Genomic DNA, 21,262 nt, shown 5'->3' on the forward strand with positions numbered 1-21,262 from the left:
GGAAGTTAGTATCGCGTCGTGGGACAGCATAGCGGTATCGGAGTACTGGACAAAGCCGTGGCGGTGCTGCAGGCCGTCGCGGAAGACCCCTGTGGGCTGGCGGAACTCTGCTCACGCACGGGACTACCGAGGGCGACGGCGCACCGCCTCGCCGTGGGGCTCGAGGTGCACCGCCTCCTGCGGCGCGGGCCGGACGGCCGCTGGCGCCCGGGCACGGCGCTCGCCGAGCTGGCGGGCGGTTCGACCGATCCCCTGCTCGACGCCGCGGGCTCCGTGCTGCCGAAACTGCGCGACATCACGGGCGAGAGCGTGCAGCTCTACCGCCGCGACGGCGTGCAGCGCGTGTGCGTCTCGACGGCCGAGCCGCCGAGCGGCCTGCGTGACACGGTCCCGGTCGGCTCGCGCCTGCCGATGACGGCGGGCTCGGGCGCCAAGGTGCTTGCCGCGTGGTCGGATCCGCACACGCAGCGCACCATCCTCGCCGAGGCCGTGTACGGGGAACGCACCCTGCTCGAGGTGCGCCGCCGCGGCTGGGCGCAGAGCGTCGCCGAACGGGAACCGGGCGTGGCGAGCGTTTCCGCGCCCGTACGGGATTCGTCGGGTGCCGTCGTGGCCGCCGTGTCGGTCTCGGGGCCCATCGAACGCATCGGGCGCAAACCCGGCGCGCGCTGGGCCGCCGACCTCCTGGCCGCGGCGGACGCGCTCCAAGAACGGCTCTGACGCCGGCTGCTTCCCACGGCCGCCTCCCCCCACCCCGGGGAGGCGGCCTTTTCATGTGCGGCAGCTGAGAACGGCGCCGCGTTCTTAAGCCGCGTCCGACCCACCTCGATGGCACCCTGTTCCCCGAACCTCCCAGGTGGACGGAGCCCGATGCCGAACCTCACCGACCTCATCCACGCCGCCCGGCGGGCCACCACACCCGCCGCCCTCCTCCGGCTGCAGCAGGACATCGCCGTTTCGGACGTCCTGACGTGGCTGCCGGGCGCCGGCGCCGCGGAACACGTCCTCCACGCCGAACCGACCCTGACGCTCCTGCGGGTCGAGATCCCGCCCCGCACGGAGTACCCACCACACGACCACCTGATCCCCGCCTGCATCGCCGTCCTCGACGGCCGCGAGACCAACACCTTCTACCGCCTGTCCGGCGGCGCCCTCTCCCCCGCCGGCGAGACGGACACGACCGCCGGCTCCGTCCAGCCCATGGACGAACACGTGATCCACTCGGTCGCCAACCACACCACCACGCCCTCCACGGCCCTCCACCTCTACCTCGGCGACCTGTTCCACCTGTCCCGCACCATCTGGCACCCCACCACCCACGCCGCGGCGCCCTACAGCGACGACCTGTACTTCTCCCTGGCCCGCACGACCGCGCCCGCCTGAGGGTCCTGAGTGGACGCGGTCCCGCTGCTCCCGGCTTCCAGCACCGGGAGACGGATCTCACTCGCCGGCTGGTGATCGCTCGACTGTCCGCAGTCGGTTGCACACTCTGCAGTACCCGCGCGCCGACTTACTCGGCTGCGGTTGTCGCGGCACGCCGTTGTTCCCTTCGCCGGCCTCGCGCCGCTGATACTCGCCGGCATGTCGGTCTTCCGGCGGTCCCGCGTCCGGGGGCCCGTTTCTCTCCCGGCACCTCCCACCGGGCCGGGAGTCGTTCTCGCCGGCCTGCACCCCCAAGCGCGACGGCCCCACGCGGTGAGTCCCGCCCTCCGCACCAGCCGCATCCGTCGCCGCGAACGGACTACCCACGCCTCTGCGCCACAACCAGACGTTCGGCAGGGCACGGCTCCGCCGCTCCGCACCAACCGCGCGGGCCGCACCGCGGTGACACGCCGGCCGAAGGCGGCGGCACCCATCGGTTGCATCGGCCGCAACCCTCACGGTGACCACACCACCCGGCCATCCCGCCACCGCCCGTCCACGCACCACATACAAGCCGCCCGTTCGACTCCGCGACACCACTGCCGCCGGGCAGCATCGGCCGCACCACTGCGATGCACCGCAACAGCCGAACCCGACGCCAACCGGCGGCCGTCTCGGCTACAACCGTCACCACCACACCACTTGGCGAGTGCCCCAACGACCGTTCGCAGACCACAACCACACGATCCGCTGGACTCCGCGACGCCACTCCCAGCCCGCACCCACCGCCCACACCACCGCGATGCACCGCAACAGCCGAACCCGACGCCCACCGCCGGCCCTCTCGGCTACAACCGCCACCACGACCACACGACCGGCCGGCCACCTCCGCCCTCCACGCACCCGGTAATGGATCCGCGGAGCGCCGCAGCGCCACCCCTGACCCGGTGCGCCTGCCGCGGCCGGGGTGCGCCAGACCAACAGGAGCCGACGCCTCCACCGGTTGGTCCTGTCGCAGCCGTCACCGCGATCAAACGACCGAGCACTCCGGCCAGCCGCCTTCAGATGCACGCCTCAACCAAACGATCGGCCGGGCGCCGCCCCTGACCAGCTGTGCTCGACGTACCCCTGTGATTTATCGGAACGGCGAGACGGAACGCCTTCCCGCCGCTCGTCGGCTGTGTCGGCGGCCACTGTCCTCTCGCGTCCGGCCGGCGCATCGAATTCTGCTTCCGCTCGTCTTCGCTCCGGCCCCGTCGCAGCCTGCAGGGCACATCGCGGTGTCGGCTGCTCTCTCGCCCATCTGCCGCGCTGCCTGATCAAGGCGCAGGGCGAAATGCCGTCACGCTCGAACTCGGTCCTGATCGACAGACGGGGCACCGAGAAGCCAGTGCCGCCCGGCTCGCTAGTTGATCAAGGCATCAGCTGGGCGCTCGCATGAGCTCATCCTCGATCTCCCAGCGCAGCACAACAGAGTCGCGACCTGTCGAGCCTTGTCCCACCGCACCACGATCCCCCCGCCTCAGCACCGACAGACCCGCCACACCGAGCAGCTACCCGCCACTGCCGCTGTCGGCATCAAAGACGCCGGCCGCAACGCCCTCCCACCCGGAATCCCCGGAGGTACACGCGCGGCACAGCAGAATCAGCCTCCTCCGCAGCCTCGCCTCGCCGAACCTGCCGTCGGCGGTACCCGCGCCTCTTCTCAGCTCAGCCGCGATGCCAACCCCCATCCCAGACATCCACGCGCAGCACAACAGAGCCATCGTCAGCACCCCACCTCATCGGTGCGGAGCCAGCGACCTCCGGCACCACCGCGAAGTCAGCCCCGTGCTCCGCTGTCGTCGCCGACGGCGGAGTGTCGTCAAGACATCAGCCGAAGCGCTGCCTGCGTGGGCTCAAGTCCGAGTGCGCGCGTGGCGCAACAGAGTCAGCCATCTCCCCGCCACCCCTTTCGTCGCCGGCGCCCGCACGTCATCGAGCCACGCCTCCCTCCCCGCCTGGCCTCAGCCGGAGACCCACAGACCGCACCCCGACAAGTTCGTCGCTTCACGAATCTGCAGTGGGCCGCTTCAGACCTCGTCGGCAGCCGTGTGTCGTCGGCGCATCGGCCGCAACGTACTCCCCCTGAGCCTCGACGTCGCGGTACAGCGCGGTACAACAGAGCCAGCCAGGCGCGACCCGCCGCGTCTGCCATCGTCAGCGTCCGCATCGCAACACAGCTCCGCCGCGACACTCTTCCCCGATGCACACGTCCCGGACCGCCACGACGCCAGATGCTTCCGCGGTCTCGATACGGCCACGCCTGCCACCGTGTTTGATCAGGGCGCGGCGCCACTCGTTCTCAACGAATCCACGCGCGTAGCAACCAGGCAGTCCGTCACTTCCCTACCCCACTGGCCGTTCCTGGCGTCTTCGCACCGGCGTGCCCTCAAGGCACCAGTGCCCGGCGCGACACGAGGTGGCCGCCACCTCCGCGGCGCCGACTGGGCCGCAAGGCACCCGCGCCCCGTCACGAGACCGACCGCATCACCGTCTCGCGTGAGCTCCGCTTCCACTAGCCCGCCGGCATGCCTCTACTACCGAGGACCAAAGCGGCTGCCTATTGCCCTCGCCTCTACCGATCGCCTGTCTTACGTACGTACGGTGCCCAAGGCTTCGGGGCGGCAGCCGACGGCGCCACGCCCGTTACACGTCGGCCTCGCGACACCCACAGACCATTCGCACGTATCGCGTCGGAACGCCGCCAGGCCGTGCGCGGCCAGGCTCCGACCGTTACAGCTTCTCGTTCGAGTCCGCGTATCACTCCGCACTTCGCGGCCAGTCCAAAGGATGCCTGCCACAGCGCCATCTCTGTCCTCCGCCGGTGCAGCCACTGCTCGTTTGAGCTCCCGGCGTTCCGCTCCTGATCAGCAGAACCTCACTCACCGGAAACCTATGACAAGAGCGAGACCCCTCGGCACGACCACGTCTTCGTCCGGCCGCGGCGGCCCAATCGGCCCTTGTCGACGGAGCTCCACCGCGCCGCAGCCGGGCCGACTGCCCGAGCCGAGGCCCGGCACACCCGGCCAGTCCCGCCAGACCTCGGCCGAGTCGGGAGCTCATCAGCGGAGCAGCTGCCGCCGAACTCACGGCTCCCCCACGACACGAGGGCCTACGCCCCTCGGCTTCCCTGCAGTGCCAGGCCTGCCACCCATCCGCCGGGCCCGTTCCCGCGCAGCGCGTCGTGCCATGATCTTCGTGCGCAGGACGTGTTCGTCCGCCGCACAGCTCCCTCAGGCGAAGCCGATACCTATCCGCTGCAACGGCTTGGCGCTCCCGCCACGGGCGGCCGAACCGTCGTTCACCTCGCGGACCCCGTTCGGCCCCTGAACAGTCGTCCTTGTGGCGCACAGAACCCGCGCCGCGGTTCGGATCCGTGCCGCTGCTGCCCCGACGTTTTCTCGACTGGTTCAAGGTTGCGCCACCCGGTCGGACGCGCCGGGAGCCGTTGCCGTCACTCAGGTTCTGCTTTGTCGGGTTTGCCACTGGCATCCAGCCGGCCCGTGCCACCCGGTGCAGAGTTCCCTTCCATCCAGCGGATGCCGGCAGCGCCGCGAGACGCGCCGACCGGCCGGCCCCACCCCCTCCCAAGACCTCTCCGCGGTCGCCGCAAGCGGTCCGAGGCCGTTTTCGGCAGCCCTCCAGACCCCCGGATGGATCAGTCCGCAAAGGACACTCCGGAGCCCCCGCCAAGATCGCCTGACACCACTGGAGAAGCACGAATGCCGACCCGAGCTCGCACCAAAGCCCCTGGTAGAGAGGCACTCCGCGCGAACAATCGAACATCAGAGCGAAGAAAGCGACCGCTATTCCGGCCGTTCCCGAGTCCTCCGAAAGGGCAGACCGCAGACACGCCAACGGAAAAACCAAGGGTCCCGTTTGGACTTCTCCGCGTTATGGGTAATACTATTGAAGAGTTCGGCCGATGTGGCCGTGGACGAAGAGTTCTTCTTGGAGGACTGGAATGGCCAACAAGGCCCAGCTGATCGAGGCGCTGTCGGAGCGTCTGGGCGACAAAAAGGTTGCTTCGGAGGCCGTCGACGGTCTCGTCGACATCATCATCCGGACGGTCAACAAGGGCGAGAAGGTGAACATCACCGGGTTCGGTGTGTTCGAGAAGCGTGCCCGTGCCGCCCGCACCGCGCGCAACCCGCGCACCGGTGAGACGGTGCGGGTGAAGAAGACGAACGTGCCCGCGTTCCGGGCCGGGACCACGTTCAAGGACGTCATCTCCGGCACGAAGAAGCTGCCGAAGGCGACCGCGGTCAAGCGCGCCACCACGACCGCGACCCGGGCCACCGGCACCCGGGCCACCGCGTCGACCACCACCCGCACCACCGCGTCGCGGGCCACGGCATCGCGCCCGGCCGCCACCCGCTCCACCACCACCCGCACCCGGGCCACGGCCGCCAAACCGGCCGCGACCAAGACCGCCGCCAAGCCCGCCACCACCCGCGCCAAGGCAAGCACCACCAAGACCGCCGCCAAGCCCGCGGCCAAGACGAGCACCACCAAGACGGCCGCGAAACCCGCCGCCAAGACCACCGCGGCGAAGAAAACCACCGCCAAGCCCGCGGCCAAGCGCACCAGCGCCGCAAAAAAGAAGTAACACCCCCACACACCGTGGGCACACGCACCACACGCGGCAGGGCCCCCTCCCACACCAGGAAGGGGGCCCTGCCGCATTTGTATCCCCCACACGCCTTCGGCGGCTGCGCGCTCGGGCAGCCAGCTTGGTCCGCGCTCCACCAGCGAATCCGCCGCCTGGGTCGCAACGTTCCTCGCACTCCAGCCGGACCAGCCCGCGGGCCCGCCAGCCAGCGCCAATCCCTTCCGACGCCGCCAACCAATCTGGCCGCGGCCGGGTCCCCGTCCGAAACACCTGCTCCCGACGCCTAAGACTCCGGCGACTGGTGCCGATCAACGAGCCGAGACTGCTCCTCGCCGAGGCGTCCAGAATCCACCAACGCCTCTCCGCCACCTTTCTCCAAGCAACGGATAACCGACCAGGTCAACACTGACTCGATCACCTCGAATATCCGCGGCACCGCACACTCACGCTGCAGGCACACGCAGGAAGAGGACGGCGAGCCCCTAGAGCACCGCCGCGACATTCGACGCCCGAGAAGTTGCCAGTCGCCCTGCTGCCCACCACATCCGGCCCCGAGCCACTCCGGTGTACTCGCCTCGACGGGAGCTCCACCCGGGCGCTGACTTCCCCCGCCTCCCGCGCCCCACGTGGCCGCGCACGTTCCGGAACGTCAGGCCGCACGCGCACAGCGAGCCGCGCCGACCGGTACGTGCTTCGCACCCAGCACCGCGGCGCCCACCCCGCATGCCCGGCCAGTGTTCGCAGCCCGGACCGTCAACCGCGGCCAAGCCTCAACGCCGCGCATCGCCGAGCCGTCGTGCCAGCCCACACCCAGACAGCCGGGCAACGCTAGCTACGCCCATACAGCGGCGCCAGATCCGGCGCCCCAGACCAAGCCGCCTACACACCCCGAACGATGCTCCCGCGACTTGGCGACGCGCGCGCCTGTCGCGCCAGCTTGAGCTCTGCTCTCACGACACCCCGCCACCCGACTGCCCCGACTGCGACTCACGCGCGAGACCGCGCATTGCAGAGCCGTCTCGTCAGCACACCACGCAGCCGGGCAACCTCGGCCACGCCCCTTACAGCGGCGCCGGCTACGGGCTCAGGCCTTGCCTTTCACGCACACCAAACGACACGCCCCGCCTCCTACGATTTGATCCGACGCACGCCTGTCGCGCCAACTCAAGCTCTGCTCCCACGACACCCCGCCACCCGGCCGCGACTCACGAGCGAGGCCCCAACGCCGCGCATTGCCCAGTCGCCTCGCCAGCACACCAGACAGCCGGGCAACCTTGGCCACGCCCTGACAGCGGCGCCGGCTACGCAGTCTCAGACCTCGCGCCTTACGCACACCAAACGACACGCCCCGCCTCCCATGATCCCACGCGCACTTGTCGTGCCAGCCCGATCTCTGCTGTCGCCGCCGCCAGCCAGCCGCACCGACCGCCGACTCGCACACGGGCCGCAGCGCCGCGCATTGGCCAGCCGTCTTGCCAGCGCACCAGACAGCTGAGCAACGTTGGCTGTGCCTTGGCAACCGCGCCGGATCCGGAGCCTCAGACCTTGCCCCTCACGCGACGCGGCCCGCCGCCTGCGACTTGATCCCGCGCAAACCTGTCAGCACCAGTCCGAGCTCTGCTGCCGCGTTACCCCGCCAGCCGGTCGCACCGACCGCCGACTCGCATACCGCAGCGCCGCGCCTTGCCCAGCCGCCTCGCCAACTCACCCAGACAGCCGGGCAACCTTGGCCACGCCCTTACAGCGGCGCCGGCTACGGAGCCTCAGGCCATGCCGCTTGCACACCGCGAATGATGCTTCTGCGACTTGGCCACGCGCGGGCCTGCCGCGGCAGTCTGAGCTCTGCTGCCACAACACCCCGGCAGTCGGCTGCCCGACCGCAACTCACGAGCGAGACCGCAGGGTCGGCTGCACATGACCATCGCCGTCATCGCACCCAGGCCACAACCCCGCACGTACTACGGCTTGACCGCGCACTGTTCGCGGCCGAAACAGATTGCCCAGCTCGCCGCCACCGCACCTCAGAGCCGAGCCACGCCTGTTCCTCTGGCCACACGCCCGGCCGCCAAGCCGGCCGAGCTTCGCTGCCAGGCGGCCCCCGTGGATCGCACCGATTACGCCTTCCGCTCGACGTTCCAGCGCCGCCAGCACACGACGTCGCCAGCTCACCCCGGCTCCCAAACCGCGCCGGCTGGCACCCGCCCGCACCCCGAACCGTGCGCCCGTAGACAGAGCTCTGAGCTCGCACCCAGACGACCTGCCGTGCGAATCCGTAACGCTGGCTGCGCCCGCACGGCCATCGCCGGCAGCATCCGAACCCAAGTCGCGCCCACTGCGACTTGATCGCACCCGAACCGAGACCGCTGCACACGTCCAAGCTCGCTGCTCCGGGGGGTAGGTCTGTCTTGCACTCGAACCCGCAGAACCGGAGGCCCACGCCCATAGCTGCCCCACCACGCGGCATGCCCTGTGCACAACAACTTGATCGTCGAACCGGCGAGAGCCGGAGACACATGCTGTGCTCGCTGCCCGCCCCAGACTCCGAGGCAGCGCCACCTGCGCACTGCCAGTGCCGGCAGCGCACCCCCGCTCGCCTCGCTCTACGCGACTTCGTCGCCCGCAGCCCCGAGAGCCGGAGACACACGCCCAAGCCCGACCGCCTCACGCGTAAGTCGGGCCGGTCGTGCTCGGCGCGCGACACCCGCAGCGCCACCTGCACCAGCAGGTGCTGGCAGGCACCGGCGGTCGCAAGTCGCCCGCCCGGCTGTGGTTTCGTCGCACCCGCTGTTCCGAAAGCCGGATGCACACTCCCGAGTCGGCTGCCCACCGCAGTAGTAAGGCGGACCGATCGCGCTCGGCACACCACCTGCACGAAGCAGGTACTGACAGCGACTCCCGCTCGTAAGCCGCCCCGCTGTGACTTCGTCACTCCCGCGCGGGAACCGGAGGCACATTGCCGAGTCGGCTGCCCACCTCACAAGTAAGCCGGACCGACCGCGCCCGGCGCCGCGACACTCGCAGCGCCGGCTACGCACTGCCAGCGCCGGCAGCGCACCCTAGCTCGCATACCTCGCTCTACGACGACTTCATCACCCCGCAGCCCCGGAAGCCGCAGTCACTCTCCCGGACTCACTGCCCGCCTCACAACGAAGCCGGGCTGATCGCGCCTGGCGTGCGAAACCGCGGGGCCACCTCCACCAAGCAGGTACCAGCAGTGCAGACCCGCTCGCATACCTCGCTCTACGACGACTTCGTCGCCCCGCAGCCCCGGAAGCCGGAGTCACTCTCCCGGACTCACTGCCCGCCTCACAACGAAGTCGGACTGATCGCGCCTGGCGTGCGAAAGGGCGGGGGCAAACTGCACCACGCAGGTGCCGGCAGTGCGGCCCCGCTTGCTCGCATGCCTCGCTCGACGGCGCCTTCGTCGTCCGATCGCGCCGGGAGCAGGAGACACTCTCCCGGACTCACTGCCCGCCTCACAACGGAGCCGGGCTCACCGCGCCTGGCGTGCGAAACCGCGGGGCCACCTCCACCAAGCAGGTACCGGCAGTGCAGACCCGCTCGCATACCTCGCTCTACGACGACTTCGGCCCTCAGCCCGGAAGCCGCAGTCACTCGCCCGCACTCACTGCCCGCCTCACAACGGAGCCGGGCTGACCGCGCCTGGCGTGCGAAACCGCGGGGCCACCTGAACGAAGTAGGTATGGCAATAGCCCTCGGTCGCGAGTCGGGCTGCTGTGGCTTCGTCGCAATCGGAGCTTCGAGGGCTGGAGACACACGTCTGAGGTCGCTGTCCGCCTCGAAAGAAGGTCCGACCGACCGTGCCTTGGGTTCGGAGTTCACAGCGGCGGAGTGTGCGGCCGTCGCGACCAGCTCACTTGGAACTACGTGGTCCGCGCTGCGAGTTGATTGCGGCATCAGACGCGCCCAGGTTCTGCTCCCCAGGCGGACAGGTGAGGGCGACAGGGGCGCACTCGAACGCCGCGCCGGAGGTGCACGGCCGTCGCTGCAGGCAAACACCAGACCACCTGCCGCCGCACAAGTTCAGTTCGAGCGAAGTCGCGAGGCAGGGGGCACCGGCCCGGGCTTGCTTCCCGCGTGCCGACGAAGGCGAGCCGCGCGACTGTGCGTTCGGCGCATCGCGTGTCGGCGTCGGCGCGGGGACTGTGGCTGGGGCAGGTCGGCGGTGAGCTGCACGAGCCGGAGGAGTGGAGTCAGGCCGTGCTGCCTCGGCCCACGAAGCAGCTCCGGTCGCCGAGGAAGCCGTTGTCGCGGGTGGAGGCGTGGAGGCCGCGGTGAGCGCGGACGGCGCACGAGTCAGTCAGCCACCTCGGCGGCGGCTGCTGCACGGTAGGCGCGCGCCGTGCGGGCAGGCCCCGCGCGCTGGGCCTTGGTTCTGATGCACGACGGCCCCGCCCTCGATGTCGACGCGGCCTCCGTTCAGTGTTCCGCCGCGGCAAGCCGACGACCGGCGAGTGGCTGCCGCATCCACGAGCTTCGCTGGAGCGACTCCAGGCTGAGCCGGCGATCCGATCGCGTCGAGGGGGAGCGGAACTTCACCGGCTGAACGATCGGCGCGTACGCCGATCTTCGTTCCGGTGAATGGCCGTGCGTCGGAGAGGAAAACGAAGTGGCAATCACGCCTTTGACTCGTTTGTATTCGAACTGATCCGACCGGAAGCGTTATTGATTCCGCGCACGAGTACCGGAAACGAACAATGCCGTTCTCCGGCCGGCCGTGAGCGACGTCGCGAAGAGGAGCTCGGTGCGGCCACCTCAGGAGCGAAGGCCCGGCGACAATCCGGAGCCGTCCCAGGCCTGTCAACCGAGCCCCCACGTAACCCGGAGCGCGACGCCCGAGCAAGGCCCGCAGCGGCTACTCCAGCCGCCCGAGGATCCGCACGTCAGACGCACCCGAATGTCCCGTGTAGACACGCAGGAGCAGCCGGCCGGCAAACCCCCGAAACGCCAAAAACCCAGGTCCACAACTTCTGGAACCTGGGTGGCGACTCGATGTACCCCCGATGGGATTCGAACCCACGCTACCGGCGTGAGAGGCCGGCGTCCTAGGCCGCTAGACGACGGGGGCTTAGGATCTTCCCCGTTTCCGGGGAGCTATTCAATTTTCTTGCTGGAGAGAACTTACCAGAGGCGATTTCTCGCTCTGCAGGGGGGTCACTCTCCGCAGCTGGGGTACCAGGACTCGAACCTAGACTAACTGGACCAGAACCAGTCGTGCTGCCAATTACACCATACCCCAGTGAGGTGCTTTCCCGGTTTGGGTCGGTTCAGCACCGCACGAGGAGAAATACTAGAGCACGCCGTCCCGCACCCTGGCAGCGGGGGTCCCCGCGGCGCGCTGCGCGGGGACGCCGACGGTCGCATACTCGGAAACCAGCAGCTCAGGCAGCTCGTCGAGGCTGGTGACCGTGTGTACACCGATCGGCGGGCGTTCGCCGGTGCGGGCGGTGCCGTCGCGGTCGAGCCAGACGGCACCCAGGCCGGCGGCGTGGGCACCGATGGCGTCGGTGTCGAGCTTGTCGCCCACGTGCACCGTCTGCGCCGGGTCGCAGCCCAGACCGAGGCACACCGAGTGGAACATCACGGGGTCGGGCTTCGCGACGCCGACCTCGCCCGCGATGGCGACGTGGTCGAAGAACGGCGCCAGCCCCAGGTCCGCAATCTTGCGCCGCTGGTGCGCGCCTGAGGCGTTCGTCACGGCCGCCAGCAGCAGTCCGGCGGCGCGCAGCCACTCGAGGCAGGGCAGCACGTCGTCGAACAGCTGCCACGACGTGGCCAGGATCTCGCGGCGGCGCGCCTCGAAGGCGGTCACCTGGGCGGAGTCGGCCGAGATGCCGAGCTCAGCGAGGAAGCACTCGGTGCGGCGGTGGTGCATCACGCCGTACTCGAGTTTCCCCGCGACGACCAGCGCCACGTGCTCCTCGGTGATCAAGTCCCACAACGGCCAGAGGTCGCTCCGGCCGGTCAGCGCGTGGAGGCTGCGACGGATCGCAGCGGTGCAGTCGATGAGGGTGTCATCGATGTCGAGGCACACCAGACGCAGCTCCGGAGGTGCCCAGGGTTCGGGCACGACAGGTGCTCCAGGGGCGGTTCGCGAGGGGGTCGGGGGTGCCACGGCGAAATCCACCCAGTGAGGCTAGGGCACTCGCCGCGTTCGCAACGCGGCCAAAAAGGTGATAACAGCTCCGCTGATCCGGTGCACGGCATCTACTCCCGGTGCCTGGAAAGTGCTCATCCGGTTACGACGCCGGAATCCGGGCCGACCGGGCGAGTGAACCATTTCGCACGCCGCCAATGAAACGGTTCAACTGATCACTCTGCCCCGCAACGATGTGCGAACGGGCAGCGTTCTCTGCGCCGGAGTCCCGTGTGGACAGACGTGCCGGCCCGCTTGACGCCACGGACTCCGGGGTGCATGCTGGTGTTATTCAACGCTCGATGAAAAGGGAGCTGAGTCAGATGGCCGAACGCACGCGGTGTGTGATCGTCGGCGGTGGACCTGCGGGCATGGTCGCCGGGCTGATCCTCGCGCGGGCCGGCGTCGAGGTGACGGTGCTCGAGAAGCACCCCGATTTCCTCCGCGACTTCCGTGGCGACACCGTGCACCCGTCCACGCTCACGCTCCTCGACGAGCTCGGCCTCGGCGACAAGTTCGACGCCATCCCGCACAGCGAGCTCACCGACGTCGGCTTCCCGACCGAAGACGGCGGTCTCCTGAAGATCGCCGACATGAAGCTGTTGAACGTTCCACACCCGTACGTCGCGATGGTGCCGCAGTGGGACTTCCTCGACTTGCTGGCCGAATCAGCGCAGAAGGAGCCGACCTTCACGCTCCGCCTCGAGACGGAGATGACCGGCCTGCTCCGCTCGGGCAACCACGTCACGGGCGTGCACTACCGCGCCGCCGACGGCACCGAAGGCGACCTCGAAGCCGACCTCGTCATCGCTGGCGACGGACGCTGGTCCCTCGCGCGCCGTGCCGCCGGGCTCGAGCCGCGGGAGTTCGACTGCCCGTTCGACGTCTGGTGGTTCCGCCTTTCCCGCCACGACGGCGAAGCGGGCGCGATGCTCACGCCGCGCATGCGCCACCGGCGCTTCGCCGTGCCCCTCCCCCGCACGGGCTACTTCCAAATCGCCTACCTCGCCCCCAAGGGCGACGATCTTCGTGCCGCCGGCATCGAGGAATTCCGCCGCAGCGTCGTCGACATCTGTCCCGAATTCGCCGACCGCGTCGACGAACTGCAAACCATGGACGACGTGAAGTTCCTCGACGTCCGCCTCAACCGGCTCCATCGCTGGCACGTCGACGGCCTCCTGTGCATCGGTGACGCGGCCCACGCCATGTCGCCCGTCGGCGGGGTCGGCATCAACCTCGCCGTGCAGGACGCCGTCGCCGCCGCGACGATCCTGGCCGACCCGCTGCTGCGCGGCCGCCCCACACCCGACGACCTCGCCAAGGTCCGTAGCCGCCGCCTCCTCCCGACGATCGCCGTGCAGAAACTGCAGCAGCTCTTGCACCGCACCGTCATGCGCCCGGTCATGAGTGGTCGCCGCGAAGGCCCGCCGGAGCAGATGATCGCTTTGTTCACGAGGTTTCCGAAGCTCGCGTACGTGCCCGGCCGCCTGCTGGGCGTGGGTTTCCGGCCCGAGCACGCCCCGGGCTTCGCGCGCAGAGCGATGGAACCCGCCACGAAGAAGTAGCTTTCATCGCTTGGCCTCGACGCGTTTGCGCAGCCGCGAGACGAGGCCACGGCCGATCGGGCGACCCAGCGGCGACACGGCTTTCGCGAAGGGACCCCTGAGCGCACCGAGGAACGCGAACCGGGTGCCGCCGTTCGCCGCGGGCGCCGCGGCCATTCCGCCGACCACCCGGCGGCTCTGCATGACGCACCAGCCCGGTTCGAGCACCACCTCGAACCGCTCGTGCAGCCCGAAGTGCCCCACGATGTCGACCTCGAAGCGCGGACCGTCGGCCGAAACCGAGCGCAGGGAACGGATGTTGCGGGCGATCTGCGGCAGCTCGTGCTCGAGGTCCGCCGCGACGTCCCACACCGAGGCGAACGGCGCCTCGACCTCCGCCTCTTCGACGAAAGCACCGGGCAGCGCCGCCGCGAGGACGCGCAGGCGGGCGACCGCGTCGAGGTCCGCCGTGGGCCAGATCATCGCGACCACTCCTTTCGAAAACTCTGCCGCGCGCGGGAAAGCCGCGATTTCACCGTGCCCGCCGGTACTTTCAGCAGTTCCCCGACGGTCCGCTCGTCCAGACCTTCCAGATCGCGCAGCACCAGAATCGCGCGGTGCTCCGGGCTGAGCCGATCGAGGACGTCGCGGACGTCGACGGCGAGCGCGGGATCACCAGGTTCCGGCAGGTCGAGCGGCAACCCGGGCACGGCACGTTTCGAGCGGCGTGCCACGCGCACCGCCTCGCGGACGGCGATGGCGCGCACCCAGCCGTACAGCGCCGCGGGTTCGGTCAGCTGCCGCAGGTTCCGGAACACCGCGATCAGTGCTTCCTGGGTCGCGTCCGGGCCGTCGTCGAGCGCGATCGGGCCGCACAACCGGCCGACGTACGGCGTGAGCACGCCGAGCAGCTCCTGCATGGCGAGCGCGTCGCCACGCTGGGCGGCGCGCACCAGCTCGTCGGGTTCGGACAATGCGGCTCCTCGGTCGGGGTGGTCTTTCGCTCTGAAAGAGGAGCGTCGACGGCGAAAGGTTCCACGGAATTTTCAGGTTTTTCGAGGGAACGTCCGGCGCTGTCCGCCCCTCTTCAAGAGCAAAAGAGAGAAAGGAGGGCACCATGACCCGCCCACTGCCCGAAGTCCCCGGCGTGACCCACCGCTTCGCCGAAGCCGGCGACGTCCGCCTCCACGTCGCCGTAGCCGGTGACGGCTCCCCGGTCGTACTGCTGCACAGCTTTCCGCAGCACTGGTACACCTGGCGCAACGTGATTCCGGGCCTCGCAGCCGACCGCCGCGTGTTCGCGCCCGACTTCCGTGGCGCGGGCTGGTCGGACGCACCCCGGACGGGCTACGACACCACCACTCGGGTCGACGACCTGCTGCACCTGCTCGACGCACTCGGCTTGGAGCGCGTCGACGTGGTCTCCCACGGCTGGGGCGCGTGGGCTGCGTTCTTCCTGTCCCTCCGCGCGCCCGACCGCGTCGCCACACACCTCGCCCTGAACATGACGCACCCGTGGCCGGCGCGGCGGGCGCTGCGCACGCAAGCCTGGCGGTTCTGGTACACCGCGTTGTGGGAGATTCCCTTGCTGGGTCCCGCGATGCTGCGCCACTGGCCGGCGCTGACGCGGTTCCTCCTGCGCCGCTGGGGAACCACGTCGGCGGACGCGCTCGAGGAGTTCGTCGCCGACAGCCGGCTGCCCGCCCACGCCCGCGCGGGTCAAGCCCTCAACTGGCGCTTCGTCACGCACGACATCCCGCGGCTGCGGTGTCACCCCGGCCCGCTCACCGTGCCCACGGAGATACTGCTCGGCCGCCACGACATCGTCATCCCGCCGGCGCTTCCGGCCGGAGCCACTCCCCCGGCAGCCGATCTCCGCGTCCGCATCCTCGACGGCTGCGGGCACCTCATTCCCGAGCAACGGCCCGATGTGGTGGTCGCGGCTGCTTTAAGCCTGCGAAGTCGCCGAGACTCCGTGACGTCGGTCACCCGGCCCAGTGACGACCGAGGCCCGCCGGCGTTCCTCGGCGAGGGGACCGGCGGGCCTCGGGACCAGTGCGGGATCAGACGTCCTGGACCGGGTTGGTCAGGGTGCCGATGCCTTCGATGGTGATCGACACGGACTGGCCGTCGACGATCGGGCCGACGCCCTCGGGCGTGCCGGTGAGGATGATGTCGCCGGGCAGGAGCGTCATGACACCGGAGACGAACTCGACGAGTTCCGGCACCTTGTGCACGAGGTCGGACGTGCGGCCGTCCTGCTTGATCTCGCCGTCGACCTCGCTGCGCAGCGCGAGGTCGGCCGGGTCGACCGCCGTCTCGATCCACGGGCCGAGCGGGCAGAACGTGTCGAAGCCCTTCGCGCGGCCCCACTGGCCGTCGGACTTCTGGAGGTCGCGGGCGCTCACGTCGTTGGCCACGGTGTAGCCGAGGATCGCGCTCGTGGCGCGGTCGGCCGACACGTTCCGCACCGGCTGGCCGATGACGATCGCGAGCTCGCCTTCGAAGTCGATGCGGCCGACGCCGCGCGGGCGGCGGATCGGCACGTTGGGCCCGATGACCGTTGTGGACGGCTTGATGAACAGCATCGGCGCCGCCGGCACCTCATTGCCGAACTCGGCCGCGTGCTTCGCGTAGTTCCGGCCGACAGCGATGACCTTCGACGGCAGGATCGGCGCGAGCAGGCGGACGTCGGCGAGCGGCCACCGCTTGCCGGTGAAGTTCGGCCGGCCGAACGGGTGCTCGGCGATCTCGAGCACCTGGGCGTCGTCGCCCTCGCCCTCGATCGAAGCGAACGCGACACCACTGGGATGAGCAATACGAGCTAGACGCACGGAGGTCAGTCTACGTACGCCACGTCGTCGGCGCTCGCCCCTGGCAGCGCGAACGGTCCCGACGCGCTGCCGCGGAGCGAACGGGCCGTTGGCTCCGGCCTCGACCTGCGGATCGTCGGCCGGCAGCGGCACGAGTGGCTCGTTCGCCCGGCTTTTCGGCTGTTGTCCTCGACTTCGACAAGGCGGTGGGCGGACCTTTCGAGACAGCACCCGTTCCGCTGCCGCACCCGTTCACCACACCGCCGAGCCCACCGCGCGCCCGAGACGAACCCAGGAAAGGAGGGAGCCGATGAAGAGCCGCTTACCGTGCGCTGCCTGACGTGCTGCGGCGCGAGACTCCGTCGCGCGACCGAGAAACCACCGCGTGGTCGAGCGAGGAGGCTCGGCAGTCAGCCGCGACTCACCGGAAGATCCGGCATGCGGTGGGGAGCTCAGCCGCGAATCGAGAGGCGCTCGGTAAGGCAGGGAACACCGTGTCGTCAGCCGCAGGCGGTGAGGCTCTTGTGGACGAGGGCATCGCACATGGCCATCCAGCTGGCTTCCACGATATTGCCGTGGACGCCGACCGTGGCCCACTCGCGTTCGCCGTCGCTGGATTCGAGGAGGACGCGAGTGACGGCGTGGGTGCCGGGGTTGGAGGGCAGGATGCGTACCTTGTAGTCCGACAGCTCCACGGAGTCCAACCAGGACAGGTGGGGGCTGAGCGCGTCGCGCAGAGCGGCGTCAAGGGCGTGCACCGGGCCGTTGCCTTCGGCGGTGGCGATGACGCGGTGGCCGCTCACGTGGACCTTGACCGTCGCTTCGGAGACGACTTCGCCGTCTTGGCGGTGGTCGAGGACGACGCGGTAGGACTCGAGGCGGAAGGGCGGCGTCACGGGCTCCTCGCCCGACACATCTTCGACTTCTCGGCGCAGCAACAGTTCCAGGGAAGCGTCGGCGGCTTCGAACGACCAGCCTTCGGCTTCGAGGTCCTTCACCTTCTGCACTGCGTTCGTCAGGGCTTCGGGCCGGCCGGCAAGGTCGACCCCGAGTTCACGTCCCTTGAGCTCGAGGCTGGCCCTGCCGGCCATCTCGGTGACCAGTACCCGCATGCCGTTGCCGACGGAAGACGGATCGATGTGGTTGTACAACAACGGATCCACCTTGATCGCGCTCGCGTGCAGGCCCGCCTTGTGGGCGAAGGCCGATGACCCGACGTAGGCCTGGTGGGTGTCGGGCGCGAGGTTCGCGATTTCGGCAAGGGCATGGGAGACGCGGGTGAGCTCGGCGGTCCCTCCGCTCGGGAGGACCTCCATTCCGAGCTTGGTCACGAGATTTCCCGTCACGGCGAACAGGTCGGCGTTGCCGGCCCGCTCCCCGTAACCGTTCGCGGTGCACTGGACGTGCGTCGCGCCGGCCTGCACCGCGGCGATGGAGTTTGCGACGGCGCAGGAAGTGTCGTCCTGGCAGTGGATTCCCAAGCGGAACCCGGTCTTGTCCCCGACCTCGCGAACAGTTTCCGCGAGGCCGAGCGGCAGCTGACCGCCGTTGGTGTCGCACAGCACGAGGACGTCGGCGCCTGCACGGGCGGCGGCGTCGAGTACTCGCAACGACGTTTCGGGCGAAAACGCATACCCGTCGAAGAAGTGTTCGGCGTCGAGGAAGACGCGGCGGCCCTCGCCGGTCAGGAACGCGACGGTGTCGCGGACCATGGCGCAGGCCTCGTCGACGTCGACGCGCAGCGCGCGTTCGATGTGGCGCAGGTCGCTCTTCGCCACGAGGGTGACGACCGGAGCCTCGGAGTCGACGAGCGCGCGGACCTGCGGATCCTCCGACGCGCGGGTGCCCGCCTTCCGCGTGGACCCGAACGCCACGAGCGCAGCGTGATTGAGCTGCAACTCGCCCTTCGCGGCGCGGGCGAAGAACTCGGTGTCCTTCGGGAGCGCACCGGGCCAGCCGCCTTCGATGAAGCCCACGCCGAGCTCGTCGAGCAGCCGCGCGACGGCGAGCTTGTCGGTGACGGAGTACGTGATGCCTTCGCGCTGGGCGCCGTCGCGCAGGGTCGTGTCGTAGAGGTGGAAGGCGTCACCGAGCGGGGTGTCGGCGGGCTCCGTGCGGGTCACGGTGTCTCCTTGTGGCGGGGCAAAGCTGTTTCTGGCAACAAAAAAACCTCCCGCATGGGTGCGAGAGGTTGCGCGCCGGAAGCTCTTGTGGAGCGTCTATCCGGCGCGCTCGGCGATAATGATCGACAGGGCGGTCATGGTTTGCATGATGCCACAGCTGCCCGCGGGTTCCAAGCCCCGGGCGGCGCGTCTCACTTCCTGGAAGGTGATCCGCGAGGTGGACGGGCAAACCGCGCCCAGTGCCCGGCCGACACGATGCGCCATCGTTGCCGCCGGACGGCGATCACCGGGTGGACTGCCGCACGACGCCAACCATCCTGGGTCCAGGCCACCGCGCCGAAGCGGCGACCGACGCCGAATCGGCAAGAAGGCTGCGTAGCGCTCGCCTGCCATCCGGGAAACTCGAGGCCACGTCGGCGATGCCAGAGCCGCAAGTCACCCGGGGCATGGCGGAAGAGTCCGTACGATCCACTGTAGACTAATGAGCCCATCATCCGGCGGTCCGGGCTGAGGGCGAACATCAGCTAGGTGAAGCAGTCGTCGCTGCAGCGACGGCCTCGCCACGGTGAGCGACTGACCGAGGGTGGTGACCGTCTACGGGTAGCCGACGGCGCAGCGAAACTGTCTCCTGTGGACGCTCGACCTCGTGGTGCGGTGAGTGTGGTCGCTAGGACTGTCCTCCGCGGACTCGAGCCGGCCGAACACAACAGCTGCGGCCGGGCGGATACCTGTGTGACACGCGGGACGCGAGCGTTGTCGACTTGTCGCTGGCGTGGGGTCCGAGCGCCAGTACGAGAACGACGCCGATCGGACGACCGCGCGAGCGCCGCGGCGGCGCGGAACCCGCGGCCCCCGGCCAGAGGCACGGCACCGCCGGTTTCCGGGGCAGGTCTCCGCCGGAGGGGCAGCCGCCGGTGGGACCGCATCGGTTGAGGAATCCACGCAGAATGGCATCAGCTGCCTCCGAGAAGGAAGATCCCGCAGGCCAGGAGCGAAAACGGTGCCGACCCCCGCAGAACACGACGGGCAGACCCTCAGTCAGCGACCCGCGAAGAACGACAACAGCCGCCTCCGAGAAGGAAGATCCCGCAGGGCAGGAGCGAAAACGGTGCCGACCCCCGCAGAACACGACGGGCAGACCCTCAGTCAGCGACCCGCGAAGAACGGCATCAGCTGCCTGCGGAAAGGGAGATCCCGCAGGGCAGGAGCGAGAACGGTGCCGACCCCCGCAGAATGCGACGGGCGGGCCCGTCGGTTCAGCGGTCCGCACAGGAGGACGGCAGCCGTCGGAGAGAGCGAGGTCCCGCAGGCCGCGACGGGCCAGGGCGGGAAAGGCAGACGGTGGAACTGAGCCACCGACAATGCCAGGTCGGCCCGCGGTCTGCGAACACAGACGGCGGGCCGACCGTTGCGGATCAGGGCCGGAGTTCGACCGGCTCCGCGGTGGGGTCCGGAATACCTCAGCCGGCTGTGCGGACGTTCGACGAGACGAGCGCGGCGAGCCGGTCGCCGATGGCCTGGGTCGTGCCGGGGGACGCCTGGTCGCGCGTGGCGAGGTCGAAGGCCACCGAGGCCTCGATGCGGCGGGCCGCTTCCTTCTGGCCGAGGTGGTCGAGCAGCAGCGACACGGACAGCACGGCGGCGGTCGGGTCGGCGAGACCCTGGCCGGCGATGTCGGGGGCGCTGCCGTGGACCGGCTCGAACATGCTCGGGTTGCGGCGCGTGATGTCGAGGTTGCCGCTGGCCGCGAGGCCGATGCCGCCGGTCACGGCGGCCGCCAGGTCGGTGAGGATGTCGCCGAACAGGTTGTCGGTGACGATCACGTCGAAGCGGGACGGGTCGGTGACCAGGTGGATGGTCGCGGCGTCCACGTGGGAGTACGCGACGGTCACGTCGGGGTGCTCGAGCGAGGCCTCCTCGACGATGCGCGACCACAGCGACCCGGCGTACTCCAGCACGTTGGTCTTGTGCACCAGGGTCAGGTGCTTGCGAGGCCGCTCCTCGGCGCGGTTGAACGCGTCGGCCACGACGCGGCGGATGCCGAACGCGGTGTTGACGCTGACCTCGGTCGCGACCTCGTGCTCGGTGTCCTTGCGCAGCAGGCCACCGTTGTTCGTGTACGGGCCTTCGGTGCCTTCACGCACCACGACCATGTCGACCTCACCGGGGTCGGCGAGCGGGCCGCGCACACCCGGGTAGAGCCGCGCCGGCCGCAGGTTGACGTGGTGGTCGAGCTCGAAGCGCAGGCGCAGCAGCAGGCCGCGCTCCAGGATGCCGCTCGGCACCGTCGGGTCGCCGACCGCGCCGAGCAGGATCGCGTCGTGCTGGCGGAGCTCGCCGAGCACCGACTCCGGGAGCAGCTCTCCCGTCGAGTGCCACCTCGCGGCACCGAGGTCGTAGTTCGTGATCTCCGCCGCCGGTGCTACTTCACCGAGCACCTTGAGCGCCTCGGAGACCACCTCGGGCCCGATCCCGTCACCTGGGATCACCGCGAGCCGCATCCACACACCTCCGTAGACCAGGCCACCGAACGCACCGATGGCCCATCCGCAAGAAAACGCCAGCAGCGGAAGGTTACCGGCCGTAGACAAGACGCCGTAGCCGCACCA

Annotated in this window: 11 protein-coding genes and 2 tRNA genes; 5 read left to right on the top strand and 8 right to left on the bottom strand. The window is 69.6% G+C overall.

Annotated elements, in window-relative coordinates; genetic code table 11:
* The first annotated feature begins 18 nt into the window (after nucleotides 1-18).
* The 3 genes from I6J71_RS35465 to I6J71_RS35475 all read left to right on the top strand — a co-directional run bounded on the left by I6J71_RS35465 (nucleotide 19) and on the right by I6J71_RS35475 (nucleotide 6,013).
* The gene (locus tag I6J71_RS35465) at nucleotides 19-720 is read left to right on the top strand and encodes an IclR family transcriptional regulator (protein ID WP_204090844.1); all 702 of its coding nucleotides are present in this window, start codon (nucleotides 19-21) and stop codon (nucleotides 718-720) included.
* A 150-nt stretch (nucleotides 721-870) separates the two neighbouring features.
* The gene (locus tag I6J71_RS35470; RefSeq protein ID WP_204090845.1) at nucleotides 871-1,383 is read left to right on the top strand and encodes a hypothetical protein; all 513 of its coding nucleotides are present in this window, start codon (nucleotides 871-873) and stop codon (nucleotides 1,381-1,383) included.
* A 3,985-nt stretch (nucleotides 1,384-5,368) separates the two neighbouring features.
* The gene (locus I6J71_RS35475; RefSeq protein ID WP_204090841.1) at nucleotides 5,369-6,013 is read left to right on the top strand and encodes an HU family DNA-binding protein; all 645 of its coding nucleotides are present in this window, start codon (nucleotides 5,369-5,371) and stop codon (nucleotides 6,011-6,013) included.
* Nucleotides 6,014-11,032: 5,019 nt separating this feature from the next.
* On the opposite strand, the gene I6J71_RS35480 is transcribed toward I6J71_RS35475, so the two are convergent.
* The 3 genes from I6J71_RS35480 to I6J71_RS35490 form a co-directional block, all read right to left on the bottom strand.
* A tRNA-Glu gene (locus tag I6J71_RS35480) sits at nucleotides 11,033-11,105 on the bottom strand.
* Nucleotides 11,106-11,204: 99 nt separating this feature from the next.
* A tRNA-Gln gene (locus I6J71_RS35485) sits at nucleotides 11,205-11,276 on the bottom strand.
* A 51-nt stretch (nucleotides 11,277-11,327) separates the two neighbouring features.
* Nucleotides 11,328-12,107 (bottom strand): HAD family hydrolase, encoded by a 780-nt coding sequence (locus tag I6J71_RS35490; protein WP_239154097.1) that lies wholly within the window; start codon nucleotides 12,105-12,107, stop codon nucleotides 11,328-11,330.
* 389 nt (nucleotides 12,108-12,496) lie between these two features.
* On the opposite strand from I6J71_RS35490, the gene I6J71_RS35495 reads away from it, so the two are divergent.
* Nucleotides 12,497-13,738, top strand: a complete 1,242-nt coding sequence (locus I6J71_RS35495) for an FAD-dependent oxidoreductase (RefSeq protein WP_204090847.1) — start codon at nucleotides 12,497-12,499, stop codon at nucleotides 13,736-13,738.
* A gap of 3 nt (nucleotides 13,739-13,741) precedes the next feature.
* Here I6J71_RS35495 and I6J71_RS35500 read toward each other — a convergent pair whose 3' ends face one another.
* Both I6J71_RS35500 and I6J71_RS35505 read right to left on the bottom strand, forming a co-directional pair.
* Nucleotides 13,742-14,200, bottom strand: coding sequence for a hypothetical protein (locus tag I6J71_RS35500; protein ID WP_204090848.1), 459 nt, complete (start codon nucleotides 14,198-14,200; stop codon nucleotides 13,742-13,744).
* Nucleotides 14,197-14,691 carry an RNA polymerase sigma factor gene (locus I6J71_RS35505; RefSeq protein WP_204090849.1) on the bottom strand — a complete coding sequence of 165 codons (495 nt, stop codon included), beginning with the start codon at nucleotides 14,689-14,691 and terminating at the stop codon, nucleotides 14,197-14,199. The genes I6J71_RS35500 and I6J71_RS35505 overlap by 4 nt, the downstream gene beginning before the upstream one ends.
* Nucleotides 14,692-14,834: 143 nt before the next feature.
* On the opposite strand from I6J71_RS35505, the gene I6J71_RS35510 reads away from it, so the two are divergent.
* A complete protein-coding gene (locus I6J71_RS35510) occupies nucleotides 14,835-15,830 on the top strand; it encodes an alpha/beta fold hydrolase (protein WP_204090850.1) in 996 nt (331 codons plus the stop codon).
* Here I6J71_RS35510 and I6J71_RS35515 read toward each other — a convergent pair.
* The 3 genes from I6J71_RS35515 to I6J71_RS35525 form a co-directional block, all read right to left on the bottom strand.
* Nucleotides 15,781-16,551 (bottom strand): fumarylacetoacetate hydrolase family protein, encoded by a 771-nt coding sequence (locus I6J71_RS35515; protein ID WP_204090851.1) that lies wholly within the window; start codon nucleotides 16,549-16,551, stop codon nucleotides 15,781-15,783. The genes I6J71_RS35510 and I6J71_RS35515 overlap by 50 nt on opposite strands.
* Before the next feature lie 479 nt (nucleotides 16,552-17,030).
* Entirely contained in the window at nucleotides 17,031-18,653 is a 1,623-nt protein-coding gene (cimA, locus tag I6J71_RS35520) for a citramalate synthase (protein ID WP_204090852.1), read from the bottom strand.
* Between the two features lie 1,460 nt (nucleotides 18,654-20,113).
* Complete coding sequence (locus I6J71_RS35525) at nucleotides 20,114-21,154, bottom strand: 3-isopropylmalate dehydrogenase (RefSeq protein WP_204090853.1); 1,041 nt, start codon at nucleotides 21,152-21,154, stop codon at nucleotides 20,114-20,116.
* Nucleotides 21,155-21,262 lie beyond the last annotated feature (108 nt).

The sequence above is a fragment of the Amycolatopsis sp. FDAARGOS 1241 genome, assembly GCF_016889705.1.
Taxonomy (GTDB): Bacteria; Actinomycetota; Actinomycetes; order Mycobacteriales; family Pseudonocardiaceae; genus Amycolatopsis.